The organism is Pantoea sp. NGS-ED-1003 (assembly GCF_000738765.1).
Lineage (GTDB): Bacteria > Pseudomonadota > Gammaproteobacteria > Enterobacterales > Enterobacteriaceae > Pantoea > Pantoea septica.
In genome coordinates this window covers 94,217-120,435 of record NZ_JPQA01000004.1, presented here as the reverse complement: position 1 = coordinate 120,435, position 26,219 = coordinate 94,217, and the positions used below count along the sequence as shown (strand labels likewise).

At 58.9% G+C, this 26,219-nt stretch carries 28 protein-coding genes and 1 tRNA gene; 20 read left to right on the top strand and 9 right to left on the bottom strand.

The window, feature by feature from the left end; all coding sequences use genetic code 11:
* Positions 1–118: 118 nt before the first annotated feature.
* The 11 genes from JS46_RS09220 to JS46_RS09175 all read left to right on the top strand — a co-directional run bounded on the left by JS46_RS09220 (position 119) and on the right by JS46_RS09175 (position 11,782).
* Positions 119–1,234, top strand: coding sequence for a branched-chain amino acid ABC transporter substrate-binding protein (locus tag JS46_RS09220; protein ID WP_033749885.1), 1,116 nt, complete (start codon positions 119–121; stop codon positions 1,232–1,234).
* A gap of 83 nt (positions 1,235–1,317) precedes the next feature.
* Positions 1,318–2,232: a branched-chain amino acid ABC transporter permease gene (locus JS46_RS09215; RefSeq protein ID WP_033749883.1), complete on the top strand. Its 915-nt coding sequence runs from the start codon at positions 1,318–1,320 to the stop codon at positions 2,230–2,232.
* 7 nt (positions 2,233–2,239) lie between these two features.
* Positions 2,240–3,517: a high-affinity branched-chain amino acid ABC transporter permease LivM gene (livM, locus tag JS46_RS09210; RefSeq protein WP_033749881.1), complete on the top strand. Its 1,278-nt coding sequence runs from the start codon at positions 2,240–2,242 to the stop codon at positions 3,515–3,517.
* Entirely contained in the window at positions 3,510–4,385 is an 876-nt protein-coding gene (locus JS46_RS09205) for an ABC transporter ATP-binding protein (protein WP_033749879.1), read from the top strand. The genes livM and JS46_RS09205 overlap by 8 nt, the downstream gene beginning before the upstream one ends.
* Entirely contained in the window at positions 4,378–5,127 is a 750-nt protein-coding gene (locus tag JS46_RS09200; RefSeq protein WP_033749877.1) for an ABC transporter ATP-binding protein, read from the top strand. Before JS46_RS09205 ends, JS46_RS09200 begins: the two co-directional genes overlap by 8 nt.
* Positions 5,128–5,246: 119 nt before the next feature.
* Positions 5,247–6,665, top strand: coding sequence for an EmmdR/YeeO family multidrug/toxin efflux MATE transporter (locus JS46_RS09195; protein WP_033749875.1), 1,419 nt, complete (start codon positions 5,247–5,249; stop codon positions 6,663–6,665).
* A gap of 107 nt (positions 6,666–6,772) precedes the next feature.
* Positions 6,773–6,943, top strand: coding sequence for a hypothetical protein (locus JS46_RS24445; protein ID WP_187143647.1), 171 nt, complete (start codon positions 6,773–6,775; stop codon positions 6,941–6,943).
* A gap of 123 nt (positions 6,944–7,066) precedes the next feature.
* Complete coding sequence (locus JS46_RS09190; protein WP_033749873.1) at positions 7,067–8,869, top strand: DNA/RNA non-specific endonuclease; 1,803 nt, start codon at positions 7,067–7,069, stop codon at positions 8,867–8,869.
* A gap of 211 nt (positions 8,870–9,080) precedes the next feature.
* Positions 9,081–9,938 (top strand): glucose 1-dehydrogenase, encoded by an 858-nt coding sequence (locus tag JS46_RS09185; RefSeq protein ID WP_033749871.1) that lies wholly within the window; start codon positions 9,081–9,083, stop codon positions 9,936–9,938.
* 18 nt (positions 9,939–9,956) lie between these two features.
* The gene (locus tag JS46_RS09180; RefSeq protein WP_033749869.1) at positions 9,957–11,021 is read left to right on the top strand and encodes a class I mannose-6-phosphate isomerase; all 1,065 of its coding nucleotides are present in this window, start codon (positions 9,957–9,959) and stop codon (positions 11,019–11,021) included.
* A gap of 8 nt (positions 11,022–11,029) precedes the next feature.
* On the top strand, positions 11,030–11,782 hold the full coding sequence (locus JS46_RS09175; protein ID WP_033749867.1) for an alpha/beta fold hydrolase: 753 nt from the start codon (positions 11,030–11,032) through the stop codon (positions 11,780–11,782).
* A gap of 273 nt (positions 11,783–12,055) precedes the next feature.
* Here the strand turns inward: JS46_RS09175 and JS46_RS09170 are convergent, their stop codons facing one another.
* From JS46_RS09170 to JS46_RS09160, 3 genes are all read right to left on the bottom strand, one after another.
* Entirely contained in the window at positions 12,056–12,400 is a 345-nt protein-coding gene (locus JS46_RS09170; protein WP_033749866.1) for a hypothetical protein, read from the bottom strand.
* An 81-nt stretch (positions 12,401–12,481) separates the two neighbouring features.
* Positions 12,482–12,862, bottom strand: coding sequence for a YidB family protein (locus tag JS46_RS09165; protein ID WP_033749865.1), 381 nt, complete (start codon positions 12,860–12,862; stop codon positions 12,482–12,484).
* A gap of 21 nt (positions 12,863–12,883) precedes the next feature.
* Complete coding sequence (locus JS46_RS09160; protein ID WP_033749863.1) at positions 12,884–13,144, bottom strand: GlsB/YeaQ/YmgE family stress response membrane protein; 261 nt, start codon at positions 13,142–13,144, stop codon at positions 12,884–12,886.
* 415 nt (positions 13,145–13,559) lie between these two features.
* Between JS46_RS09160 and JS46_RS24775 the strand changes: the two genes are divergently transcribed.
* On the top strand, positions 13,560–13,817 hold the full coding sequence (locus tag JS46_RS24775) for a LysM peptidoglycan-binding domain-containing protein (RefSeq protein WP_033749861.1): 258 nt from the start codon (positions 13,560–13,562) through the stop codon (positions 13,815–13,817).
* A 392-nt stretch (positions 13,818–14,209) separates the two neighbouring features.
* Here the strand turns inward: JS46_RS24775 and JS46_RS09150 are convergent.
* From JS46_RS09150 to JS46_RS09140, 3 genes are all read right to left on the bottom strand, one after another.
* Positions 14,210–14,285, bottom strand: a tRNA-Asn gene (locus JS46_RS09150).
* 103 nt (positions 14,286–14,388) lie between these two features.
* The gene (mtfA, locus tag JS46_RS09145; RefSeq protein WP_033749858.1) at positions 14,389–15,165 is read right to left on the bottom strand and encodes a DgsA anti-repressor MtfA; all 777 of its coding nucleotides are present in this window, start codon (positions 15,163–15,165) and stop codon (positions 14,389–14,391) included.
* Positions 15,166–15,325: 160 nt separating this feature from the next.
* Positions 15,326–16,003: a hypothetical protein gene (locus JS46_RS09140; RefSeq protein WP_033749856.1), complete on the bottom strand. Its 678-nt coding sequence runs from the start codon at positions 16,001–16,003 to the stop codon at positions 15,326–15,328.
* Positions 16,004–16,607: 604 nt separating this feature from the next.
* Between JS46_RS09140 and JS46_RS09135 the strand changes: the two genes are divergently transcribed.
* The gene (locus JS46_RS09135) at positions 16,608–17,306 is read left to right on the top strand and encodes a phosphohydrolase (RefSeq protein WP_033749854.1); all 699 of its coding nucleotides are present in this window, start codon (positions 16,608–16,610) and stop codon (positions 17,304–17,306) included.
* Between the two features lie 78 nt (positions 17,307–17,384).
* Positions 17,385–17,636: an Arc family DNA-binding protein gene (locus JS46_RS09130; protein WP_033749853.1), complete on the top strand. Its 252-nt coding sequence runs from the start codon at positions 17,385–17,387 to the stop codon at positions 17,634–17,636.
* A 40-nt stretch (positions 17,637–17,676) separates the two neighbouring features.
* Here the strand turns inward: JS46_RS09130 and JS46_RS09125 are convergent, their stop codons facing one another.
* A complete protein-coding gene (locus JS46_RS09125) occupies positions 17,677–19,269 on the bottom strand; it encodes a methyl-accepting chemotaxis protein (RefSeq protein ID WP_033749851.1) in 1,593 nt (530 codons plus the stop codon).
* A 115-nt stretch (positions 19,270–19,384) separates the two neighbouring features.
* Positions 19,385–20,779 (bottom strand): DNA (cytosine-5-)-methyltransferase, encoded by a 1,395-nt coding sequence (dcm, locus tag JS46_RS09120; protein WP_033749849.1) that lies wholly within the window; start codon positions 20,777–20,779, stop codon positions 19,385–19,387.
* Between the two features lie 187 nt (positions 20,780–20,966).
* Here dcm and JS46_RS09115 point away from each other — a divergent pair, with 187 nt between their 5' ends.
* From JS46_RS09115 to dgcQ, 6 genes are all read left to right on the top strand, one after another.
* Positions 20,967–21,443, top strand: a complete 477-nt coding sequence (locus JS46_RS09115) for a very short patch repair endonuclease (protein ID WP_033749847.1) — start codon at positions 20,967–20,969, stop codon at positions 21,441–21,443.
* Positions 21,444–21,508: 65 nt separating this feature from the next.
* Complete coding sequence (locus JS46_RS09110; protein ID WP_033749845.1) at positions 21,509–21,781, top strand: hypothetical protein; 273 nt, start codon at positions 21,509–21,511, stop codon at positions 21,779–21,781.
* Positions 21,782–21,791: 10 nt separating this feature from the next.
* Positions 21,792–22,703: a DUF808 domain-containing protein gene (locus JS46_RS09105; protein WP_033749843.1), complete on the top strand. Its 912-nt coding sequence runs from the start codon at positions 21,792–21,794 to the stop codon at positions 22,701–22,703.
* A 41-nt stretch (positions 22,704–22,744) separates the two neighbouring features.
* Positions 22,745–22,876, top strand: a complete 132-nt coding sequence (locus tag JS46_RS24750; RefSeq protein ID WP_255351574.1) for a hypothetical protein — start codon at positions 22,745–22,747, stop codon at positions 22,874–22,876.
* A gap of 178 nt (positions 22,877–23,054) precedes the next feature.
* Positions 23,055–23,234, top strand: a complete 180-nt coding sequence (locus tag JS46_RS09100) for a YodC family protein (protein WP_033749842.1) — start codon at positions 23,055–23,057, stop codon at positions 23,232–23,234.
* A 109-nt stretch (positions 23,235–23,343) separates the two neighbouring features.
* Positions 23,344–24,993 carry a cellulose biosynthesis regulator diguanylate cyclase DgcQ gene (dgcQ, locus tag JS46_RS09095; RefSeq protein ID WP_033749840.1) on the top strand — a complete coding sequence of 550 codons (1,650 nt, stop codon included), beginning with the start codon at positions 23,344–23,346 and terminating at the stop codon, positions 24,991–24,993.
* Here dgcQ and JS46_RS09090 read toward each other — a convergent pair.
* Positions 24,990–26,210, bottom strand: coding sequence for a glycosyl transferase (locus tag JS46_RS09090; RefSeq protein WP_033749838.1), 1,221 nt, complete (start codon positions 26,208–26,210; stop codon positions 24,990–24,992). The two genes, dgcQ and JS46_RS09090, sit on opposite strands and share 4 nt — an antisense overlap.
* Positions 26,211–26,219 lie beyond the last annotated feature (9 nt).

The window sequence follows — 26,219 nt, the reverse complement described above, 5'->3', positions numbered from 1 at the left end:
TTGCGATTGATAGCGGCCTCTGTCGCCGCGCATAGCATGTCCGAACCGAATAAAAACATTCACCGCTCCTGCGCCGTGGTCTGGCGAACGCAAACTCACTGTGTCGAGGATAGACAGCATGTCTCAGAAACTGATCAAGTTGTCGTTAAACGTCGTAATTGCAGGCTGTATCGGTGCGGCGCTCAGCGCGCAGGCCGATATTAAAATCGGCGTCGCCGGGCCGTTCTCCGGCCCTAACGCCACCTATGGCGCGCAGTACTGGAAAGGGGCGACGCAGGCAGCGGAGGATATCAACGCGGCAGGCGGCATTAACGGCGAGAAAATCGTACTGGTGCAGGGCGACGACGCCTGCGAACCTAAACAGGCGGTCGCGGTGGCGAACCGGCTGGTCGATCAGGATAAGGTGATGGCGGTCGTCGGCCATTTCTGCTCCTCCAGCACCATGCCCGCCTCGGAGGTTTACGATGACGCCGGCGTGCTGTCGATTACGCCAGGCTCCACTAACCCGCAGATCACCGAGCGCGGCATGAAAACCCTGTTTCGCATGTGCGGACGCGACGACCAGCAGGGCGCCATCGCCGCCAACTTTATGCTCGACAAGCTGAAAGCGAAGAAGGTCGCGGTTATCCACGATAAAGATACCTATGGCCAGGGGCTGGCCGACGCCACCAAAGCGGCGCTAGAGAAGCGCGGCGTCAAAGAGGTGATGTATGAGGGCCTGTCGCGCGGCGAGAAAGATTTTAACGCGCTGGTGACCAAAATCGCCCAGGCGAATCCCGACGTGGTCTATTTCGGCGGTTGTCATCCCGAGGCGGGTCCGCTGGTGCGCCAGATGCGTGAGCAGGGCGTAAAAGCGAACTTTTTCTCCGGCGACTGTATCGTGACGCAGGAGCTGGTTACCGCCGCGGGCGGGCCGCAGTACACCAGCGGCATCTATATGACCTTCGGCAACGATCCGCGTCAGATCGCCGACGGCAAAGCGGTGATCGATAAATTCCGCAAGGGCGGCTTCGAGCCGGAAGGCTATACCCTTTACGCCTACGCCTCTATCCAGGCGCTGGCGGCCGCCTACAAAGGCGCGGGCAAAGATAACGAGAAAGCCAGCGAATGGCTGAAATCTCACGACGTGCCGACCGTGATGGGTAAAAAAGTCTGGGACGGAAAAGGCGATTTGAAAGTCTCCGATTACGTCGTTTATCAGTGGGACGACAAAGGCAAGTATCACCAGCTGTAAGCCTGAGCCCGCCCTGCGCAGCGCAGGGCGTTTCCTGTCCGGACCGCCCGGTTGCGCGGTCCGCTTTGCGCAGAGACTTCGTTATGGACGCCTTCTTACTTCAGCAACTGATCAACGGGCTGACGCTGGGCGCGGTATATGGCCTTATCGCGATCGGCTACACCATGGTGTACGGCATCATCGGTATGATTAACTTCGCGCACGGCGAGGTCTATATGATCTCCGCCTATCTCTGCGCCATCGGTCTGGCGCTGCTTTCGTTCTTCGGCGTGCACTCTTTCCCGCTGCTGATTTTCGGCACGCTGCTCTTCACCGTGGTGGTGACGGCGGTCTACGGCTGGACCATCGAGCGTATCGCCTACCGGCCGCTGCGCCATTCGACGCGGCTGGCGCCGCTGATCTCCGCCATCGGCATGTCGCTGATCCTGCAAAATTATGTTCAGCTGAGTCAGGGCCCCAATCAGCAGGGTGTGCCGACGCTGCTGACCGGCGTGCTGCGCGTCGAGTTCGACGGCGGGCTGGTGCAGATCACCTGGACCAAGCTCTTTATCCTCGCCGCCGCCTTTTGCGGTATGGCGCTGCTTACCTGGATTATCCAGTACACGCGCCTCGGCCGGATTTGTCGCGCGGTGCAGCAGGATCGGCGTATGGCGGCCATTCTCGGCATCAATACCGACCGCGTGATTTCGCTGGTCTTCGTTATCGGCGCGGCGATGGCCGGGCTGGCGGGCGTGCTGGTGACGATGAACTACGGCACCTTCGATTTTTACGCCGGGTTTATCATCGGCATCAAGGCGTTCACCGCGGCGGTGCTGGGCGGCATCGGGTCGCTGCCCGGCGCGATGCTCGGCGGGCTGCTGCTCGGCGTGGCGGAGGCGCAGTTCGCCGGGCTGGTGAATTCGGACTACAAAGATGTCTTCTCTTTCGCGCTGCTGGTAGTGATCCTGATCTTCCGCCCGCAGGGGCTGCTTGGCCGTCCGCTGGTAACGAAAGTATGAGGGCGCGATGATGAGTCGATCTATCAATGTGTCTCAGGCGCTGCGCGAAACCCTGCTGGCCGGGCTGATTGCGGTGGTGGTGTTCGGACCGATCGTCGGCGTGGTGCTGAAAGGGTACGCCTTCCAGCTCGCCCCTGCGCGCGTGGCGCTGCTGGTGGCGGGAGTGATGGCGGGGCGGCTGCTGCTCAGTCTCTTTTTGCAGACCGAGCGCGGACGGGCGCTGCTGCGGCGCTTCGAAGGCGCGGACGACGGCGTTTACGTGCGCGAACCGGGCTACCGCTCGCGGCTGCGCTGGATCCTGCCGCTGCTGCTGGCGGCGGCGCTGCTGTTTCCCTTTCTCTCCAGCAAATATCTGCTGACCGTGGCGATCCTCGGGTTGATCTATGTGCTGCTGGGGCTGGGGCTGAATATCGTGGTGGGGCTGGCGGGCCTGCTCGATCTCGGGTACGTGGCCTTTTACGCCATCGGCGCTTACGGGCTGGCGCTCGGCTATCAGTATCTCGGGCTGGGATTCTGGAGCATGCTCCCGCTGGCCGCGCTGCTGGCCGCTTTCGCCGGGGCGCTGCTCGGCTTTCCGGTGCTGCGCATGCACGGCGACTATCTGGCGATCGTCACCCTGGGATTCGGCGAGATCATCCGCCTGGTGCTGACCAACTGGCTGAGCTTTACCGGCGGCCCGAACGGCGTGTCTGTGCCGTCGCCGACTTTTCTCGGTCTGGAGTTTGGTCGGCGCGCGCGCGAAGGCGGCGTGCCTTTTCATGAGTTTTTCCACCTCGACTACAACCCCAATATGAAGTTTATCTTTCTCTATGTGGTGCTGGTTCTGGTGGTGGCGCTGGTGCTGTTTATCAAACATCGCCTGACGCGCATGCCGGTCGGGCGCGCCTGGGAAGCGCTGCGCGAAGATGAGATCGCCTGTCGCGCGATGGGGCTAAACCATGTGCTGGTGAAACTCTCCGCTTTTATGCTCGGCGCCTCGACGGCGGGCATGGCGGGCGTCTTTTTCGCCAGCTATCAGGGATTCGTCAATCCGACCTCGTTCACCTTCTTCGAGTCGGCGTTGATCCTCGCCATTGTGGTACTGGGGGGAATGGGCTCGACGCTCGGTGTGGTGCTGGCGGCTTTTGTGCTGACGGTGGCGCCGGAGCTGCTGCGCAGCTTCGCCGAATACCGCGTGCTGCTGTTCGGCATGCTGATGGTGGTGATGATGATCTGGCGGCCGCGCGGCCTGGTGCGCACCAGCCGCGTCGGCGTCGCGCCGCGTAAAGGAGTGCGCCATGAGTGACGCTATTTTGCAGGTCGATCATCTGATGATGCGCTTCGGCGGCATCAAGGCGCTTAACGACGTCAGCCTGCGCGTGCAGCGCGGCTCGGTCACCTCGCTGATCGGTCCCAACGGCGCGGGCAAAACCACGGTTTTTAACTGTCTGACCGGCTTCTACCGCGCCAGCGGCGGCCGCATTTTGCTGAACGCTCAGGCGCGCAGCACCGACGTCATTCAGATCCTCGGCCAGAAAATCCAGCCGCAGGACTGGCTGCGTCCGACGCAGCTGGGATCGCGGCTCTGGTACAAGATGTTCGGCGGCGCGCACCTGGTGAACCGCGCCGGACTGGCGCGCACCTTTCAAAATATCCGCCTGTTCCGCGAAATGTCGGTGATTGAGAATCTGCTGGTAGCGCAGCATATGCTGGCGAATCGCAACCTGCTGGCGGGCATTTTCAATACCCGCGGCTATCGCGAGGCGGAGAGCCGCGCGCTTGATCGCGCCTTCTACTGGCTGGAGACGGTGGATCTGACGCTGACGGCCAATCGGCTGGCCGGCACGCTCTCCTATGGCCAGCAGCGGAGGCTGGAGATAGCGCGCGCTATGTGCACCCAGCCGGAGCTAATCTGCCTCGACGAACCGGCGGCAGGGCTCAATCCCGTGGAGACCGAGGCGCTGAGCGCGATTCTGCACCGCCTGCGCGCCGATCACCGTATCAGCGTGCTGCTGATTGAGCATGATATGCCGATGGTGATGGCGATCTCCGACCATATCGTGGTGCTCGACCACGGCGACGTGATCGCTCAGGGCGCGCCGCGCCAGATCCAGCAGGACCCACGCGTTATCGCCGCCTATCTTGGCGCAGAGGAGGAAGATCTTCATGGCTGAACCGATGCTGAAATTTGACGCGGTCGATCTCTACTACGGCCCGGTGCAGGCGTTAAAAAAGGTGTCGCTTAGCGTGCAGCCCGGCGAGACCGTGGCGCTGATCGGCGCCAACGGCGCCGGCAAATCGACGCTGCTGATGTCGATTTTCGGCCAGCCGCGCATCGCGCAGGGAGAAATCTACTTTCAGGGAGAGCCCATCAGCCAGCGCTCGACCCACTTTATCGCCGCCAGCGGCATCGCTCAGGCGCCAGAAGGCCGGCGGATTTTCGCCGATATGACGGTGGAAGAGAATTTGCTGATGGGCACCATCGCCATCGGCAGCGCGCATCAGAAAGCCGATCTGGCGCGCATGTATGAACTCTTTCCGCGCCTGCTGGAGCGGCGCAGGCAGCGGGCGATGACCCTTTCCGGCGGCGAGCAGCAGATGCTGGCCATCGCCCGCGCGCTGATGAGCCGTCCCAGGCTGCTGCTGCTCGACGAGCCAAGCCTCGGGCTGGCGCCGATTGTGGTTAAGCAGATCTTCGCCATTCTGCGCGAGCTGACGCAGCAGGGCATGACGCTGTTTTTGGTCGAGCAGAACGCCCGTCATGCGCTGGCGCTCGCCGATCGCGGCTATGTAATGGCGAACGGCGAGATTCGCCTCAGCGGCAGCGGTCGGGAGCTGCTCGATAACGAAGAGGTGCGCAGCGCCTATCTGGGCGGCGCGGCAGCCGCTGCGGTGAAGAGCGAGAAAAGAGTGTAATAATGATTGAAAAGACAGGGAAACGCTTTGCATAAATAGTTAAGCGGACCCATCATTACAACTCCTGTCCAATCTGTTCTGATTTGGTTATTCCCTTGCAAAATCCTGGCGTAGCAGTGATGCAGGCGATAAAGCGCACGGCGTGGTATCCCAAACGTCGCTTTTATCGCACGCTGTTCTGGCGTGAGATCACGCCACTGGCGGTGCCCATCTTCATCGAAAACCTGTGCGTGATGCTGATGGGCGTATTAAGCACATTCCTGGTGAGCTGGCTGGGCAAAGAGGCGATGGCGGGCGTTGGGCTGGCGGACAGCTTCAACATCATCATCATCTCTTTCTTTGCCGCCATCGATCTCGGCACCACGGTGGTGGTCGCCTTCAGCCTGGCGAAGCGCAACGGCAAGCGCGCCCGCGCCGCCACGCGCCAGTCGCTGGCGCTGATGACGGTGCTGTCGCTGGTGCTGGTGTTCGCCATCGAGCTGTGGGGGCATCTGATCATCGATCTGATCGCCGGCGGCGCGGAGCCCAAAGTCAAAGAGCTGGCGCTGAGCTATTTGCAGACTTCGGCGTGGAGCTATCCGGCGGCGGCGATAGCGCTGATCGGCAGCGGCGCGCTGCGTGGGGCAGGAAATACCAAAATCCCGATGCTGATCAACGGCGGGATGAACATCCTCAATATCGTCATCAGCAGCGTGTTGATCTACGGCGCCTTCTCCTGGGAGGGGCTGGGTTTCGTCGGCGCCGGCCTGGGGCTGACCATCTCGCGCTATATTGGCGCAATCGGCGTGATTTACGTGCTGATGATCGGTTTTAACGCCTCGCTGAAGATCAGCCTGCCGAGCTATTTCCGCCGCTGGGACTTAAAAATCCTGATGGAAGTGCTGGGCATCGGCGTGCCGGCGAGCATCGAATCGGTGCTCTTCAACGGCGGCAAGCTGCTGACCCAGGTGTTTGTGGCGGGCATGGGCACTGACGCCATCGCCGGCAACTTTATCGCCTTCTCTATCGCCTCGCTCATTAACCTGCCGGGCAACGCGCTGGGCTCTGCCTCGACCATCATCACCGGCACCCGTCTGGGGCGCAACCAGGTCTATCAGGCGGAGCGGCAGATCAGGCACGTTTTCTGGCTGGCGAGCCTCTGTCTCTGCGCGCTGGCGTTTATGACCGTGCCGCTCTCCGGCGTACTGGCGCGCTTCTATACCCGCGATCCGGACGTTATCAGCGTGACGCAGCATCTTATCTGGCTCAACGCCGCCTTTATGCCGATCTGGGCCGCTTCCTGGGTATTGCCTGCGGGGCTGAAAGGCGCGCGCGACGCGCGTTACACCATGTACGTCTCAATGTTCAGCATGTGGGGCGCGCGCGTCGTGGTGGGCTACGTGCTGGGCATCATGCTCGGCATGGGCGTGGTCGGCGTCTGGCTCGGCATGTTCCTCGACTGGGCGGTGCGCGGCGCCTGTTTCTGGTGGCGGCTGAAGAGCGGCAAGTGGCTAGATAATTACCGCAAAATGATGGCGAAGATGGCGAAGCAGCAGTAGCCGTCCGGCGTTTAGCTGTTTTTCGGCAATAAAACGCAGAAATTAATGGTTCAGCTGCGGCTGCGCCGAGGGTTTACTGAACCTCTCAACAACGGAGGATCAACCCGATGAAAGCATTGCTGCAGCTGTGGAAAAAACGCGTCGCCGTCTGGCAGGCGCGCAAACGCGATTTGCACGGCGAGAGTGAATTAAGCCTGGAGCAGGAGTTGCTGCTTCCCATTAGCCAGCTTTACGGCTTTGAATATTTTCCCTCCGTGCATCGCTACCATGAAAAATAGCGCGCCCTGTTATCGCTATCGGCACTAAAGCCCGCTCTCACCCGGCGGGCTTTTTTTCGTCTGTGGTAGAGCCGCAGCGGCTATGGTTAAAAGGGCAGCATGCCTTTTATCCTGGAGAAGCGAATGAGCGATAAAGAGAGTGCCGCGCTGATTAGCGCGCGGCTGGCACTGACCGCGCAGCAGCGTGCGCAGACCCGCGCCGCACTGGCGCAGGGCGTTACCGCGGAGCCGGATCGCGCCCGCGCGCAGCGCTACGCCTTTCAACAGCATCTGCGTCAGGGCGTCATTACCGGCAACAGCAACGATCTACTGCCGGTCGCCTTTTTGGCGCAGGGCCTGACCTGCGCGCGCGGCGTGGCGCTGCTGCGCGACGATGGCGTGCCTGCAGGCAGCGCGTTTTTAACCCACGGCGGCCTGCTTATCACCAACCATCATCTGCTGCCAGAGCCGCCTGCGCCGGGCCGTATTACTCTGCAGTTTGGCTGGCGGCGCACCGAGGCGGGCGAGCTGGTGGACGGCGTCACCTGTGGCGTCGATGCCGCGCGTTTTTTTCTCACCAGTCCCACCGATGAGCTCGACTGCACCCTGATTGCGCTAGGGGAGGTCACCGGTGGAGACGGCGATGCGCCGCAGCCGCTGGCGCTTAACGATCGCAACGACAAACATGCGCTGGGCATTAGCCTTAACCTTATCCACCATCCAGGCGGCGCGCCGCAGCAGATTACCTTGCGCAACAACGCGCTGCTGGCGCGTCACGAGCAGCTGCTGCACTACGCGGCCGATACCGACGGCGGCTCGTCCGGCGCGCCGGTATTCAACGACGGCTGGCAGCTGGTGGCGCTGCACCACGGCGGCGTGGAGAGCGACGACGGCTGGGTGAATGAAGGGATTCGCATCAGCGCCGTTATCGACTGGCTGAAGGGCGAGCTGCCACAGCTGCCTGCGCCGCAGCAGGCGCTGTTGATACAGGCGTTGACCGCCAGCGACAGCGCGGCTCCGCTGGCAACCTCTGCCGCGTCGGAGAACGGCTATGGCAACCGCGACGGCTTTCAGGCAGATTTCCTTGAGAACGCGCCGATCGATCTGGCAGCTATTATCGCGCCGCGCGCCGCTGAAGTGGCGCCGCTGCGCGACGGCCGTCAGGGCGCAGCAGCGCAGCTCGACTATGAGCACTTCTCTCTGCTGATGAACGCCGAACGGCGTCTCGCCTTTTTTACCGCCACCAACATCGACGGCGCGCGCTATATCGCCATCGATCGCGGCAACGGTCAGCCGTCGCTGCTGGAGGAGGGAGATCGCTGGGTCGATGAGAGCCGTATCGACAGCCGCTACGTTACCGGCCAGGCCTTTTACAGCGAGTTCAGCCGCTGGTTCGATCGTGGCCATCTCACGCGCCGCAGCGATCCCACCTGGGGCACGGCGGCGGAAGCGGTACGCGCCAACAAAGATACTTTTCACTTTACCAACTGCTCGCCGCAGCATTTTCGCTTCAATCAGAGCCTGCAGTACTGGCAGGGCGTCGAGCGCTATATTCTGGAGTCGGGCGTGCTGGCGTCGAAGCAGAAAATCAGCGTGCTGACCGGCCCGGTTCTGAACGATCAGTGGCGGCAGTATGCAGAATGGCAGGTGCCGCTGATGTTCTGGAAGGTGGTGCTGCGCATCAACGCGGCGGGCAAGCCGCAGGCAACGGCGCTGCTGGTCAGCCAGGCGGAGCTATTGGATGAGCCGCGCCGCGTGCTGCCTCATGCGCAGACGACGCCGCGCCCCAACGTTGACGAGTACCGTGTGACGGTCAGCGCGCTGGAGACGCTGACCGGGTTGAACTTCGCCGCTTTTCGCGACTGGGAGAGCTGGCAGCCGGATGAAACTCTGCTGGCGCAACCGCTGCCGGCGAAGCTGATTATGAACTGGAAAGATCTGCTTTAGCCGCTGCGCCTGCTGCGCCTGAAAGCCCGCTCAGCCCCGTCTGCGCGGGCTTTTTTACGCTCTCTTTTCGCTAAAATCGTTGTTCCTTCAAGCCGTTACGCTTAGCACGCAGACTTGCGATTCTGACATGGCTGCTACACTTAGGGCTCGAGGCTGATAACGATTCAGCTCTACTGACGAGCGTGCAAGAGTCGCTAAAAGGAGAGAACCTATGACAGATCGTCCCCAGAATCCTCAGCAGGCGCAGCAGCAGGAATGGCCCGGCAGCTTCCTCAAAATGGATCCTAAACCCGACCATGGTGAAACCAGCTATCAGGGATCCGGCCGCCTGAAAGGCAAAACCGCCATTATTACCGGCGGCGACTCCGGCATCGGCCGCGCCGTTGCCATCGCCTACGCCCGCGAAGGCGCGGACGTGGTGATCTCCTACCTGGATGAGCATGAAGACGCGAAAGATACGGCGAAACTGGTGGAAGAGGCGGGCCAGCAGGCGCTGCTGATCGCCGGCGACGTGACCGAAGCAGAGCATTGCCGCAGCATCGTGGCGCAGACGGCTGAGCGCTTCGGCAAAATCGACATCGTGGTGAATAACGCCGCCTTCCAGATGACGCGCACCGCGCTGGAGGAGATCAGCGATGACGAATTCGATCGCACCATGAAAACCAATCTTTACGCCATGTTCTATATCTGCAAGGCGGCCGTGCCGCACATGCCGGCCGGCGGTTCCATTATCAATACCGCCTCGGTGAATGCCGACCAGCCGAAGCCGAAACTGCTTCCCTACTCAGCGACCAAAGCCGCTATCGTAAACTTTTCCGGCGGTCTGGCGGCGCTGCTGGCGGAGAAAGGGATCCGCGCCAACGCCGTTGCGCCTGGCCCCATCTGGACGCCGCTGATCCCGGCCACTATGCCGCCGGAGCAGGTGGAAAGCTTCGGCAGCGAAGTGCCGCTGGAGCGTATGGGGCAGCCTGCCGAGCTGGCACCGACCTATGTAATGCTGGCCAGCGACGAAGCCAGCTATATTTCTGGCGCCACTATTGCAGTGACAGGCGGCGTCGCGGTTATCTGATTTCGTCCAGGAGGAGAGATGAACGCTTATCCTTTAAAGCTGACTACGCCCCTCGCCACGCATATCTTCGGCGGGCAGCGTATCAGAGAGCAGTTGGGAAAAGCGGAGCTGCCTGAGACGCGCGTGGCGGAGAGCTGGGAAATCAGCGACGTGGACGGCATGATCGCCTCCGTCACCAACGGCGAGCTGGCGGGCCAGACGCTGCGCCAGCTCACCGAACGCTATCCTGACGAGATGGTCGCCCCTGGCTGGCGCGGCCCCTTTTTTCCGCTGCTCAGTAAGTTTATCGACGGAAGCGGCATGCTGCCGGTTCACCTGCACGCTAACGACGCGCTGGCACAACGGCTTGAGCAACAGCCGAACGGCAAAAGCGAAGCCTGGCATATCCTGTGGGCCGCGCCTGACGCCACCTGTCTGCTGGGCGTGCGCGACGGCGTAGATAACGCTCGCCTTAAGGCCGCGCTGCTGGCGCAGGATTACGATGCGGTGATGCATCGGGTGCCGGTAAAGGCGGGCGACACCTTTTATGTGCCCGGCGGCATGCTGCACAGCTTCGGCCCCGACACCCTGATCTATGAAATTGAGCAAACCTCCAATATCCAGCAGCATGCGATGCCGTGGCGTATGGAGGATGGTTCGCGCCTTTCTCAGAGGGAGTGGGAAAACAATATCGACGCGCTGTTGCAGGAGCTGCGGCCGGAACTGCGCTGCGCGCCGCAGCCGGGACTGGCGCTGGAGGCGAAAGGGCTGACGCGTCTGTTCTGCTGCGCGGGCCCCTATTTTGCGCTGGAGCGCTGGCGCTTTAGCGAGCCGCAGCGGCTCAGCTTCGACAGCGCGCGTATCCTTTCCAACCTCGGCGAGCCGTTAACGGTCGAGGCGAACGGCGTCAGCGTCGCGCTGGGCCGCGCCGAATCGCTGCTACTGCCCGCCGCGCTGGCGGAGGCGACGCTGCGCGACGCCGGTGAGCTGCTAATCGGCTATGTACCCGATTTGGCGCGCGAGGTGGTCGCGCCGCTGCGCCAGGCGGGCTATAGCGAGGCGGCGATTGCGCAGCTGGGCGACATTCACGGCACGATGATATAGGAGGGGCTATGCTGCCTTACAGCTTGCAGGGAGAGGGCGAGACGACATTTGTGCTGATGCACTATCTGGGCGGATCGCATCGCACCTGGTTTCCCACGCTGCCCTGGCTTGACCGCGCCGCCCGCTGCGTGGCGCTGGATATGCCGGGCTTTGGCGCAGCATCGGGCATGGACGATTATGATGTGGCTGCAATGGCGGATCGGGTTGATGAAACCCTTCGCCATCTGCAGCTGGAGAAGGTGATCCTTGTCGGCCACTCTATGACCGGTAAAGTGGCGCTGGCGCTTGCCGCCCGGCGGCCCGATTACCTTCAGCGTCTGGTGCTGGTGGCGCCATCGCCGCCCGGGCCGCAGCCGATGAGCGAGCAGGATCGTCAGGCGCAGGCCGCTTTTGACGGCTCGCGCCAGCAGGCAGAGACCTTTGTCGACGGCGCCTGCTCTGCGCGCCTGCCGGACGGGCTGCGCGAGGTGGCGATTGCCGATGCGCAAAGTGCCGCGCCTGCCGCTTTTCGCGCCTGGGCGCTGCACGGCAGTCGGGAAGATCTGCGCGAGCAGATTGGCCGTCTTGAGTTGCCCGCCATGATGGTGCTCGGCAGCGAGGATGGCAACGTGCCGGGCGTTGAGGCGCAGCTAGAGGTGATGCGCGCCCATTTGCCGCAGGGCGAGCTAGAGATCATCGACGGCGCCGGGCACCTGATGCCGATGCAGACGCCGCAGGCGCTGGCGGAGCGGATGCTGGCGTTTGCACAGCGCCATCTCTGAGCCTGTGGTTAAAGCGTTAAACCACCCACATGGCCCGCTCAGTTTGCTCTGAACGGGCTTTTTAACCTTCTGAAAACCGCTCTGGTTGTTGGCGATCGGCAGAGGTGCGTGACGCTGGTCGCCGCTGAGGCTGATAAGATAAACGGCTGGAGGACAAACTGAACGAAAAGTCGTTCGCTGTTAAAAGAAGCGGGCATAAAGCGCGGCTGAGGCAGTGCGGCTGGAAGTCTGTTAACTCAGGTGTGGCGTTTACTCAGGACTAAGGTAATGCAACTATTCACTCTTATCGGTTATCTCCTGGCTTATCTCTTCGCTTCTCCAGTCAATATGGAAAGAGAGGCCGTTATTAGCGAATGCATATTCCACCTTATAGCCTGCATCTTCAAACCTGTTTTTTATCTCTGTCAGGTATTCTTCGAATGCGCCGCTCGACAGCAGAGGATACTTCTCTTTTAGGCCGGCATAGACGAAAGAGCCGAGTTTGTGCGTTTCAGGCTGTCGCAGTGCGTTGACAATGTCGTTGGTGATTTTAAAAGATTCTCTCTGTGCGAGATGTTGCGACTGGGATAGATTTTTCAAATAGCATTGCCTTAAAAATCTGGCTTTCGGAATGATCATCTGTCACTCAACTGTATCGATATCGGGCAGGATCATAAGCCCCGGCTAATGCGCCGGGGCTCGAATTTTCTGGTGCTTACCTTAGCGCTTGAACCCGCTAATCGCAGAGGCAAGATCGGCCTCTTTAGCAATAGCCCCGGCAGAAGAGATTTTGTCAACTAACTGAGGAAGATATTTAGCCAGCAGGTTAGCGGCATCCTCGCTGTTTACGCCGACATTACTGGCTAACTGTTGAACCGCTTCCGTACTAAACATTCTTTGCACGATATCGCTGCTAATGGCCATATTATTCTCATCGCCGAGCCAGGATTTGACGATATCGCTAAATTCACCCGCCTGCAGATGGTTAACAATGGCGTGAATACCGCCTTGTTGTTCTATCCATTGCAAAACACCTTTTAATTCCTGACCAGCTTTATCATTAACGCCAACCAGCTCCAGAATAGTATCCAGTAAACCCATCTTTATCACCTTAAGTAAATATTATGCTTGCTTTAGCGCTCTGATTTTATGCACCACAAACAAAACGATAATGGCGCCCGCGGTAGAAATTAAAATGCTGTAAAGGTTGAATCCGCTGACCTGACCGAATCCGAGCGCAGTACTGATTACGCCGCCAATCAGCGCGCCTGTGACCCCGAGCAGGATAGTCATGATAATCCCTAAATGTTCCTTACCAGGCATAACGCATCGTGCCAGAATGCCTGCGACTAATCCAAAAAAAATCCATGACAATATACCCATTGCACATTCCTTAGTTATCGGTTGATCTGATTAAAACTCGTCAGGCGTATATGGTATATGGCGCGTTATTTTTATGACAATCTTCATTCTAAACCTCGGGTAAACAATCGAAGAGTTAATAAAGAGGGTGCGCTTCGTCGCGCTAAAAAATGACAATAAGGCTAAGCTGATGTTGTTTATTACAGGGGCGGTGTTAATTCTTTGTTTCCCTTCTGATTTTGCCGATACTTTAAATATTCATAATGGAATGTATGTATATACTTGTAGATGATTGATAATTAAATTAACAAATGAGAATAGATTCTCTGTTTATTCTCTATTGAGTGTTTATGCGTTGAGATTTGCTTACACTCTAAAGGCTAAGATTTATATAGCGATTTCAAAAGCGCATTATTTTAATAAACAGGGTTAGAATATGAGTATTTTAGATAAGGTTAAGGATATCGGCAGCGATCTGCTTAAAACAGTGGAAAACAGCACTGAAGCAAAAAGCCCCATCGCTAATAAAGATGAGCGTACCTATACTGTACAGTCAGGCGATACGTTAAGCTCTATTGCCAAACATTTTTACAGCGATGCTTCTCTCTATATGAAGATTTTCGACGCGAATAAATCTACGCTGGCCAGCCCTGATAAAATCATGCCGGGTCAGGTGCTGCATATTCCTGAGTGATAGCCAGAATATCTCTCTATGCCAGTTGCAGTGAATAAACAGCAGCTGGCGTTTTTATTTTGCCTGCCGGTGAGTCATTTTTTCAGCGCAAGCTCGTCATCGAGGCGGCAGGGAGTAAACTTTTACTTAATACGCTTGTATAGCAAGATAGTCGGGATGATTAAAATAGTGAATGCGCATAAAGAGAGTTATTAGAAAGCTGAGGCTGCGTATTGAGGGAGCTTCGGAGAGAGGGCGGTCAGGCCATCATGGCGATGAAAGTACGCGAAGTCTGACCACCGTTCTTGTCCGATGCGCTGCGGGTAGAGAACACGCATCGGAAAGGCTTTTCACGCTTACCCGTTGAATCTGCATCGTAGCGAGATTCGCGAAGCGGCATGAAAGTACAAATATGGCTCCTCTGACTGGACTCGAACCAGTGACATACGGATTAACAGTCCGCCGTTCTACCGACTGAACTACAGAGGAATCGTGTCGATGGGGCGCATATTAATGGCCGCGCTCCGGCCTGTCAACAGCGAAAAACACATTAGCATTCAACTGGCTAGCTTTGCAGCAAAGCGATCGCGAATTAGGCGGTGGCGATGAAAAAGCCATCAAAACGCGGCAGCGGATGCTGACGATAAAACTGACTCAGGTGACGGTACATCGCCGGAAAGCGCTCGTATAACAAATCAGGCGCAGTAAAAAAATACTCCGACAGCACGGCAAAGCACTCGGCGGGATCGCTGGCGGCGTAGGGATCGATAGTCGCGGCCTGTTCGCCGACCAGTTCAACCTCGTTTTCAATCTCGTCCATCGCGGCGCGCAGATCTTTTTCCCACACCGCCACATCACGCAGCGGCATCACCGGTATGCCGCTGGTATAGCCGCGGCCGCGCGCGTCGAGCTTGTGCGCCACCTCATGGATCACCAGGTTGTAGCCGGAGAGATCGAAAGCGTCCTGAAGGTCGAGCCAGTTGAGCACGATTGGACCCTGCGTCCAGCTCTGTCCGGCATGCACCGCAGCGGCGTGATGCACCAGTCCCTGTTCATCTTCCCAGCTGTCCGCTACCTCAAAAGGTTCCGGGTAGATCAGCACATCGTGAAAGCCGTCGAGCCACTCCAGCCCCAGCTTTAATACCGGCAGACAGAAGAGCAGGGCGAGCCGCGCGCTGTGCAGTTCATCCAGCTCGACATCCTGCAGCGGCACCAGTTTCTTTTGCTGCAGGAAACGCTGCGCCATGGCGATCAGCGCCTGCTGCTCATCCTCGTCCAGCCAGCTGAACACCGGCTGCGCCAGCGCCTGACGCCAGGGAAGATCGGCAAGCACGGTGCGGTTCTCGTTTTTCCATGGCCATTTAAACATCGCAATACTCGCTGACGAATTACCCGCGCTATCCTGTCCGCCAGAAAAAATGCCAGCATCCGAAGCGGTCGCTGGCACCTTAATCAGGCTGCAGGGGTGAAAGCTGTCTATTCAACCGCTTAGCATGCAATTTGTCTGTGATTCAGCCCGCAAAGCGCTATTAATTGCGCGCGACGCGCTCAAATTCAATCACCCAGACCCAGGGATTCACTTCCCAGCTGGTGGCGCCGTACTGCTTCTGCCACGCCTTGCGGTAGGCCTCTTTAGGCGACTCCGCATTCATGTTCATGGTGAAGAAGTTATTGAGGAAGTGCGAATCGGTCTGCACGCCCTCGGCCATGATGTCATCTTCGCTGATATCCTGGATTTTTTCCGCGCGCACGGCGGTGATCTGCAGGTTGATGCGGCTGGCCCAGCGCGGCATGTGAATGGCGGTCTGCCAGCCGAACTGATCGGCTTCCGGGCCGCTCTGCGCATGGTGTCCCAGCTCGTTATTGTCGGCGCGGTACTGGCAAAACGCCGGCAGGCGGAACGGCGCCGGATCGCGCTCATACTCCGCCAGATCGTTTTCCGGCACGATAGGTCCGCGCCAGGTTTCGCGCACCCAGAGAATATCGCCCGGCTTGCCGTAAGGGCAGTGCTGGCTGATATCGGCCATCGACATCAGCTTATAGCCGTGCAGATGGTTGGCGTTAACGTCAAAGGCATGCACGCCTTCATGGTGATCCTGACCGGGTCCGAAAGACTGCGTTTTCATGATGCGCCGGGTCTGGGTTTGCTGGCCAACCAGCAGGGCGCGAACCCGCTGTTCGGAAAAAAGAATCGGCCGTTCTTTCATTGATTACCTCTGAATATACATAGAACCCGGTGGACACACATTAAACCGCTGTCTTGCGCCTGCGTGCAGGGGTGATGAATTTACATCAATCCGCTTAACAATTTGATGCCTTACAGTAACGGCAACACAACGATTTGCCTTTAGGAAAAAGCGAAAATGCAAAAAACGCACCAGTCCGAGTCTACTAAGTGGTCCCTTACCTGGTATAACCCGGATACAGTACGTTATATCGGGCGTTTTTGAAACCTTTTCAGATTCTTTAACCTTCACAAAGCGGCGATATCCTGAATGGGCCTGGGTTTCGCCTCAGGTGAGCTTCCTTGCCGGCTTCAGACGCAGCGCGTCAATTTTGAGCGATATTAATAAGTTTTGCTTAAGCTAATTGATATGGGTTAATGCTGAAAGTTTGTTAAAAACTGGGATAATGCTTGAATTAGCGCTATAACTCGATCCCGGTCTCATTTTTTTCGAACCGGTTTTGTCACTGCGCATTTTACACCACCCTGTGTCAAAAATTTGTCATCAGCTACTCGGTAAGATGACGTCCCACTGCGTACGGTCCGATGTTAAGACCAGTACCAAAACATTAACAGGGAGATAAGCCATGTCGCTCTCACTCTGGCAAACGCGCTTCGAAAGCTGGTTTCAGATTAACTGGGTTCATGATGACAAGGCGCACGATATCGCCCATTTGCGTCGTGTCTGGATGAGCGCGCAGCGTATTATGGCAGGCAGCGACGCCAGTCCGCTGGTCGTGCTCACCGCCTGCTACTTCCACGATGTGGTCAACCTGCCGAAAAATCACCCCGAACGCCATCTTGCCTCGACCTATGCCGCCGAAGAGACCGCACGCATTCTGACGCAGGATTTTCCCGACTTTCCTGATGCGCTGATCCCGGCGGTGGCGCACGCCGTTAAGGCGCACAGCTTCAGCGCGGCTATCGCGCCGGAAACGCTGGAGGCGAAAATCGTCCAGGACGCCGATCGACTCGAATCGCTGGGCGCTATCGGGCTGGCGCGCGTGTTCTATACGGCCGGCGCGCTTAACCGGCCGCTGTTCGATAATGAGGATCCGCTCGGCAAGATGCGCGAGCTCAACGACGTCAACTGGACGCTCGATCACTTTCAGAAGAAGCTGCTGCGGCTCCCCGATACGATGCAGACCGAGGCGGGCAGGGCGCTGGCGCAGCATAACGCCGACTTCCTGGTGCACTATATGGCCAAGCTATGCGCTGAGCTGCAGGGCAACCTCACCAGCTTCGATGAGTCAGTGTTGCGTGATTTCAGCCCCTTACGCGCCTAATATTAAATTTTTATGACAGTATGTTAAACGCCCGTGACTTCCGCTACGTTGATGATAAATAACGAAGGGAGTAACAGAATGACTGAGACGGTAAATTTGACGATTAAGATCGATCCGGCGCTGAAAGAGCAGTTGAAACAGCTGGCGCTGGAGAATCAAATCTCAATGAGTCAGGAGATTGTTCAGCGTTTACAGGAGAGCCTGCTGCCGCCCACCGCCTCTGCGGTAGACAATCAGGATACGGCGGAAAATGCGTCAAACGCGTTTTCCGCGGACGAGGTCAAACAGCTTCGCGCCCTGTTGAAGAAACAGACAAAGAAGAAGAAATAAAAAAGACCCGTCGCGAGACGGGTTTTTTTATGGGCGGCGTTTACGCCTGCTCAATGCGGAACTGCCGCACGCTCTGCGCCAGACGCGCCGCCTGCTGCTGCAGGGCGTCGGCGGCCTGCTGCTGCTGCGCGCTGAGACCGGCGTTGGCCTGTAGCGTCTCGTCCAGCTTGTGGATCTCGGCGGCGATATGGCTGACCCGCGTGCTTTGCGCCGTGGCGTTCTGCTGAAGCGCCTGCAGCTGTACGGCGATATCAGCTACCGCACTGCTGATGGTCTGAAACAGCGTTTCCAGCACTTTGACCTTGTTAAAACCCTGAGCGACATGCTGCTGCGTATGCTGGATTAAACCGTCAATGCGCTGCGTCGACCCGCTGCTCTGGCTGGAGAGCATGCCGATCTCTTTCGCCACCACCGAAAAGCTGCGGCCGTATACGCCGGCATGCGCAGACTCAATCGCCGCGTTAAGCGCCAGCAGGCGCGTCTGGAGCGAAAGGCTATCCAGCATCTCGACGATCCCGGCGATATCCCCAGAGGCGGCGACAATCTGGCGCATCTGCGTCTCCATCTCATCTACCCGCGAGACGCACTGCTGCATCAGCCGATCGGCGTCGTACGCCTGCTGCGTCGCCTGCTGCGACACCTGCGCGCTGCTCTCTACCTCGTCCGCCACGCGGCGCAGCCGCTGCGACAAATGGGTGAAGCTGGCGTTTTGCGACTGATGCTGAGCGCTTACGCGCGCGTTATGCTGCTGCATCTCGCCTGCGCCCGCCGCCACGCCGGCGGCGATGGTATTGATCTCATCAACGATATGACGCAGCCCGTGGCGCATCTCCGCCATGGCGCTGAACAGCTGCTGCGTTTCGCGCGACTGCAGCCGTCCGGCGGCGGGCGGCGGAAGCAGGTCGCCAGTGGCGATGCGCTGCAGCTGGACGCTGGCGTGGCGCAGCGGTGCGATAACGCCGCGCGCCAGCAGCAAGCCGCCCACCAGCAGCAGCGCGAACAGCAGTGCGCTGACCAGCAGCGACAGGTTGCGGCTATGGGTCATACTCGCCAGCGTGCTGCGGTTGACCGCGCCGAGCGCTTTGTTGGCCGCGTCGATCTCCGCAAACCAGGCGTCGTTAAACTGCTGCTGATAGGCCTGCATCGGCACCATAAAAAAGGCGTCGATCTGGTTATCCTTCAATCCTTTTAGCTGCTCTTCCAGCCCCTGCGCCAGCAGCGTAAAGCCCTGCGCCAGCGCACCTTTCTCGTCGGCATGGTAGCGCGCGAACAGCGCTTTCGCCTGCTTAAGCGAAGCGCTGGCACCGTCGGCCAGGCTTTTCCAGCTGTCTACCGAGCCGCTCTGCTGATCCTGCATCAGATAGATGCCCGCGCGGTGGCTGCTGTCGCTGGCGGTAAGCAGTTCGATGCGCGCTTTATCGAGCAGGGCCAGCCTTTCCCGCAGTAGGGCAGTTTGCGCCAGCGCGCTTTGCGTATGGCTGACCTGCGCGGCGAGCAGCGTGACGCCCAGCGCCTGTAGCAGGCAGAAAAGGATGACGAACAGGGTAAAGTTGCCGCGCAGGCTGCTAAGCCAGCCAGGAAATCCCGGCTTGCGCAGATGAAAACGGCGAGGGAACAGAGTGACAGAGGACATAGCGCAACCTGAAAATAAAAGCGAGTATTCGCCGGTTGCGTGACAGCATTGTGACAGCGAGCGCATTCGCCGAAAAACAGCATAATGCGCGTGACTAAGCTAAACTCTGGACCTGTTACGGCTGATTTATCTGCCTGATATAGGGCAACAGCAGCTTCGCTACCGCGGCGAAAACCGGCACCACCACCGAATTGCCGAACTGCTTGTAGGCTTGGGTGTCGGAAACTGGGATGCGGAAGCGGCGTTCGCCTGGCGCCTCGAAGCCCATCAGGCGCGCGCACTCGCGCGGCGAGAGGCGGCGCGGACGACGCGCCATATTGGCGGCGTTACTGAAGTCCGCTTCGCCCAGCGCGCGATCCCAGCCGCGATCGATAAGGATTTCTGAGCCGTCTTTGTAGTAGCGCGCCGAGAGGGTGCGGACGCAGACGTCGACCTGACGCGGATCGTTCAGCCCGAAGCCGAAGCCGTTGCCTTTCGCTTTATGTTTTCTGGCGTAGTCGTAGAGGTAGCGCCACAGCTGGGCGGAAAGAATATATTTCTCTTCCGGTTCAGGCTCCAGCAGGCTTTGCAGGCTCGGCACTGCAGGCGGATAAAGCTGCTGGATTTGACGCAGCGACAGCGTGTTGCTGAAGGGATAGTCGCGGCGGATGCCAACCAGCACGATACGCTCGCGGTGCTGCGGCAGAAAGTGGCGCGCGTCGATGATTTTTGCGTCCGGCGCGGCGGCATCGGCGTCCGCCACGTCGTAGCCCAGCTCGTCCAGCGTCGCCATAATGACGGCGAAGGTACGGCCTTTATCGTGGCTTTTAAGATTTTTGACATTCTCCAGCACGAAGATCGGCGGCTTTTTGGCGGCGATAATGCGCGCCACGTCGAAAAACAGCGTGCCCTGCGCTTCGCACTCGAAGCCGTGCGCGCGGCCCAGCGCATTCTTTTTGCTCACGCCCGCCAGCGAAAAAGGCTGGCAGGGAAAACCGGCCAGCAGCACCTGATGGTCGGGGATCGCCGCGTCGATATGGCGATAGATAGCCGCCTCGTCGCGCAGGCCCTCTGGCTGGGTTATCAGGCGGATATCGGTATTGAAGCGGTGCTCCTGCGGATCGCTGTAGTGATTCGCCTTGTAGGTGCGCACCGCCTCTTTGTTCCACTCACTGGTAAAAACGCACTTTCCGCCGATGGCGTCGAAGCCGCGGCGGATGCCGCCGATGCCCGCGAAGAGATCGATAAAGCGAAACAGCGGGTTGTCGTAGTGGGCCGGACGCGTCGGCAGCAGAGTGCGCAACAGCGTGAGTTCGCCTTCGCTCAGCGGCGGCAGCGCGCTTTTGTTTTGCCGCAGACGGGTCAGCTGCTGCGGCGTCCAGTCGTGGAAGCCCGCCTGGTGAAATGTCGCGGCTAAATCGCGCGCGGCGTAAATCGCCAGCGCCTGGCGCATCAGGTCAGCGGTTTCGCTATCGGCAGAGAGCAGGGGAGAAGCGGGTTCCGTCATTGCGGTGGCGTCATCGACAAGCATGCGTTTTTCCTTAACTGTGAACGGGCTATGCTAACACTCCTCTGGCTGCGAAGAAATTGGCGTGCGATGCCTTAAGGCCGTTGCAGGACGCATCGCCGGGATTTTACCCGCCTCGCTAAGCGCGGCGCAGGCTTTCGCTTTCAGTGAGTCAGGCTAAAGTTGATAGAGAAGGCAAAAAGGAGACGCCATGGCCGATGTACACTCCAGCACGACGCGCAGCAAAAATATGCGTGCGATACGCCAGCAGGACACCGCCATTGAACTGCGGGTGGCGCAGCTGCTAAAGGATCGCGGTTTCGCTTACCGCGTTCAGGATAAGAATCTGCCGGGCCGTCCCGATTTCGTTCTGCTGGAGCAGCAGGCGATTATCTTCGTGCACGGCTGTTTCTGGCATCACCACAACTGCTATCTCTTTAAGGTGCCGGCGACGCGCACCGAGTTTTGGGTCGGCAAGATCAACAGCAACGTCGAGCGCGATAATCGCTACGTGCGCCAGCTGCAGGAGAGCGGCTGGAAGGTGCTGATTATCTGGGAGTGCGCGCTGCGCAACAAACTGCGGCTCAGCGACGGCGATCTGCAGGAGCGGCTGGAGGAGTGGCTGCTGGCGATGGACCAGAGCGCGGAGATCGATCACAACGGCATTCAGCACTATCGCCCGCGCTGAGGTCGCCTTGCCTTGTCGGCTTCGCCGGGTTAGATTTCGCCTTCCCCCGCGATCAGGAGTTGTGGATGAGCAGTATTAAACTGACGGTAAAACGCCTCTATCAGCTGCGCGACGAGCGCATGGTCAACGCCCATGCGACCGCACGCGTCTATATCGGCGACACCCTGGTCGCGACGGAGGAGATCACCGGCATGACGGAAAGCCCGGTCAGCAAATACCTGCATGCAGGCGAGCTGACAGGCGCGGTCCGCGTAGAGTGGGAGTGCGACGGCATCGCTGACATCACCGTCGCGACGCTGGAACGCTGTCCCTGTTGTCAACATAACGAACCGGAATAAGGAAGATATTTTGGCAGGATCCAGCTTACTGACTTTATTAGATGATATTGCAACACTTCTGGATGATATTTCCGTCATGGGCAAAGTGGCGGCGAAAAAAACGGCGGGCGTGCTGGGCGACGATCTGTCGCTGAATGCGCAGCAGGTAACGGGCGTTAAGGCCAATCGCGAACTGCCGGTCGTATGGGGCGTCGCCAAGGGATCCTTTCTTAATAAGCTGATCCTGGTGCCGCTGGCGCTGCTGATCTCCGCCTTTGCGCCCTGGCTTATCACGCCGCTGCTGATGATCGGCGGCGCCTACCTCTGTTATGAAGGGGTAGAAAAAGTGATGCACAGCCTGCAGCACGATAAGCAGGAGAAAAGCCCGGAGGCGCGCCAGCAGCGGCTGGACAAGCTGGCGCAGCAGGATCCGCGCGAATTCGAGAAGAACAAGGTCAAGGGCGCGGTGCGCACCGACTTTATTCTTTCCGCAGAGATTGTCGCCATTACCCTCGGCATCGTTTCCGATGCGCCGCTGCTTAATCAGGTTTTGATCCTCGCTGGTATCGCGATTCTGGTGACGATCGGGGTCTATGGCATCGTCGCCGCCATCGTTAAAATCGACGATCTCGGCTACTGGCTGAATGAGAAATCCTCCTCGATCGCGCAGGGCATCGGTCGCTTTTTGCTGGCGTTCGCGCCCTGGCTGATGAAAATTTTATCGGTGGTCGGCACGCTGGCGATGTTCCTGGTCGGCGGCGGCATTATCGTGCACGGACTGACGCCGCTGCATCATCTGATCGAATCGATTACCGGCGATATGAGCGGGCTAGTGGCCAGTTTGCTCAGCAACGGCGCCAACCTGGTGCTCGGTTTTATCGTTGGGTCGATCGTGCTGTTAGCGGTGAATCTGATTGCTAAACTGCGCGGTAAATCGGTATAAAGCGCACTGCCATATGATGCGAAGTCAGGAGAGGAGACGCTATGAACGACGATATGTTTGAATTTGATATTGATGCCCAGCTTGAGCAGGCCGAAGCCAAAGCGGCGGAAAAGGTCAATGAAGTGCCTGACGACTTAGGCGACGAAGCGGATTGCGAAGGCTGCAAAATCTGATTTCAGCGCCAGTAGATGTTAAAAGCGGATAAGCCTTTTTATCCGCTTTTTTTATTTTCAACATTTATTACCACTTTATTCTGAATTTACGCTTTTTTTCCATGCCTTAACGGGCAGGGTGTCCAGATGGCTGCTATAGATAAAAAGGTTCTTTTAACGGTCAAAAGAGGGATGCGTTATGAGCTTTACGATTAGCGATGAAGTGCAGCATAAAGAGGGCGGGCCTGCCATGGTTGTTACCGGCTACGCCAGCGGAATGGTAGAGTGTCGCTGGTATGATGGCTACGCCGTGCGCCGCGAAGCCTTTCACCAGGATGAGCTGAGCCACGCGATTTCTGAGACGCAGCTCGCCAGCTAAGCGCTATTCAACGGGGATGCGCTATTCATCCCCCGTGATTTCCCTCATTTTTTGATCCCCTGCGCCTGCTATACTCGCCTGATCCCCGTTATTCGGAGCACCGTTGCTGATGGCTGCTTTGCCGCTCTCTATTCGTAAATTGCGTCCCGAACTGCGCGTTCATCTCTTGTTTTTAGCGGTCTTTCTTTTCTCTTTTTTTCTGACCTGGCGTGAACTCCACACGCTGAAAATCAACTATGAAGATCGGCAGCGCGCAGCGCTGGCGGATATGCAGAACAGGCTGGAGAGCCAGTTTCAGGAGAGCATCGACGGGATGATCTATTACCGGCGCATGTTCACCTATGCGCTGGCGCATCCGCTCGACGCTCACCACGCGCGCCGCGCGCTGGCGGAGTTTCAGCAGCTGCGCGCGCAACCGGCATGGCAGCTGCGGCTCAATATGCCGCGCAGCATGCCGATCAACGGCGTCGGCGACAGCGGGCTGGCGCAGGACGCACTGCTGCAGCGCGATCCGGCGCGGCTTGACGGCGAGGTGCTCGCGGCGCTGGAGTTCAGCTTTATTATGCAGTTCAGCGATGCGGAAGCCGATTTCCATTCGCGCTTCTGGTACACCTCGCGCGCCGGATTCTTTATCACCTCGCGTCCGCCGCAAAGCCTCTCCGCGCTCGCCGCCAACTACGCCACCATGGTTTCCCGCCCCTGGTTTCGCGCCATGGCGACGCTGGCGTCGCCTCAGGAGCTGCGCTGGTCTGCCGTCTATCAGGGCGCGGAGGATGAGGGCGCGATGCTGACGGTCAGCACGCCCATCTTTATCAACGGCTACTGGTATGGCGCGCTGTCGATGGATTTCACGCAGCAGCGTATCGCCAGTCAGTTGAGTAACATGCACCACAGCGCGCTGCAGGGCAGCGTGGTGCTGCTCGACAAAGCGCAGCAGCCCGTGGCCTCCCTTAACGCGTCGGATGCTAAGCCGCTGAGCGACGGCGCACAGCGGCAGCTCTATGCGCAGATTGCGCGTCAGCCGCAGGGCACGCTGCGGCTTGAGCATCAGTTCATCAGCTGGAGCAGGTTGAAAAACGTAGACGGCTATCTGGTGAATCAGCAAACTCTGGCACAAGGGCTACGCCAGGATTTAGGACGCGCCATGCTGTTTATGCTGGTGATGTGGCTGCTGTTCGTGCTGCTACTACTACTGGCGCATCAGATCATTGTGCGTCTGGTGCGAAGGTTGAGCCAGCTCTCCGACCGGCTGGCGTGGCGCGCCAGCTACGACGGCCTGACGCGGCTGCTTAACCGCAGCGCCTTTTTTGAACGCTTCGAAGCGGAGGCGGCGCGCTGCCGGGCGCTTAACGCGCCGCTGGCGGCGATCCAGCTCGATATCGACCACTTTAAAGCGGTGAACGACACCTGGGGCCATCAGGCGGGCGACCAGGCGCTGATGCGCGTCGCCGCGATCGTTTCCCAGGCGCTGCGGAAAAACGACCTGGCCGGCCGCGTCGGCGGCGAGGAGTTCTGCGTGGTGCTGCCGGAAACCGGCCTGGCGGATGCGGAAAAGGTAGCGGAGCGGATGCGCGAGCGTCTGGCGGCGAAAACCATTCTGGTCAACGCCAGCCACTGTTTTAGCGTAACGCTCTCCGCAGGCGTCGCCAGCAGCGAAGAGCAGGGCGACTACCAGACGACTAGCCTGCAGGCGGAAGCGGACCGCCGACTCTATCTGGCGAAAAGTCAGGGCCGCAACCGCGTGGTAGCTGGAGGTTAAACGTTGCCGGCGTTGTCCTCTTCCACCGCCTGATAGATACGCTGCAGGATATCGGGGAAGGCGGACTGAACGCGGCTCCAGCTGGGAATAAACGGCTTATCGTTAGGACGCTCGATAAAGGCTTGTCCCGCCTCCAGAATCGACTGGGTGAACATCTCTACCGCCGCTTCTTCGATATGCTGGTCAAACTTCAGGCCGTTCATCGCCGCTTCGTGGTTGTAGATCTCCATCATATCGAGCGCGTTGCGGTAGTAGGTTGCCTTCAGCACGCGGAACGAGTCGCTGGTCAGCGGCACGCCCATCGTCGCCAGCTTACGCAGCAGTGACTGCACGATATCGCTGCTCATGCGCTTCAGGCCGCCGGTGCCGTCATCTTCCGCCAGCGGCTGGTGTTTGTGGTCATAGTTGTCGGCGATCTCGACCTGACAGGTCTGACGCGTGGTGTAGTTGCGGTAAATTTCCGACAGCACGCCAATCTCCAGCCCCCAGTCGCCGGGAATTTTAATGCCGTTGAGCACGTGGGTGCGCATGGCGAATTCGCCCGACAGCGGGTAGCGGAAGCTGGCGAGATAGTCGAGATATTCGGAGTGGCCATACACCTTTTGCAGCGAGCGCAGCAGCGGGCCGACCAGCAAGCGGCCTACGCGGCCGTTCAGCTTGCCGTCGGCGACGCGTGCGTAAAACCCTTTGCAGAACTCATACTGAAACGCCGGGTTCGCCAGCGGATAGAGCAGACGCGCCAGCATGCCGCGTTCGTAAGTCACGATATCGCAGTCGTGCAGCGCCACGCACTGTGTGCGATCCGAGGCGAGAGTGAAGCCGGTGCAGAACCAGACGTTGCGCCCTTTGCCCGGCTGGGAAGGCGAAAGCCCCTCTTTATCCAACTCGGCGTCGATCGCCTTCAGGCGCGGGCCGTCATTCCATAAAATGCGGTGGCGCTGCGGCAGGCGCGAAAAAAATTCGCGCGCGAAGAGAAACTGATCGCGGTCGGCGCGATCGAGCCCGATAACGATCTCGTCGAGGTAGGGCACTTTGGCCAGCTCATCGACGATATTGCCCAGCGCCGGTCCTTCCAGTTCGGAGAAGAGCGACGGGAGAATCAGCCCCATTTTGCGTTTGCGCGCGAAGCGCACCATCTCTTTTTCCAGCGACTCAACGCTGCGGTTGGTCAGATTATGAAAGTTGGTAATCACGCCATTCTGATAAAAATCACTCATCGCGCCATC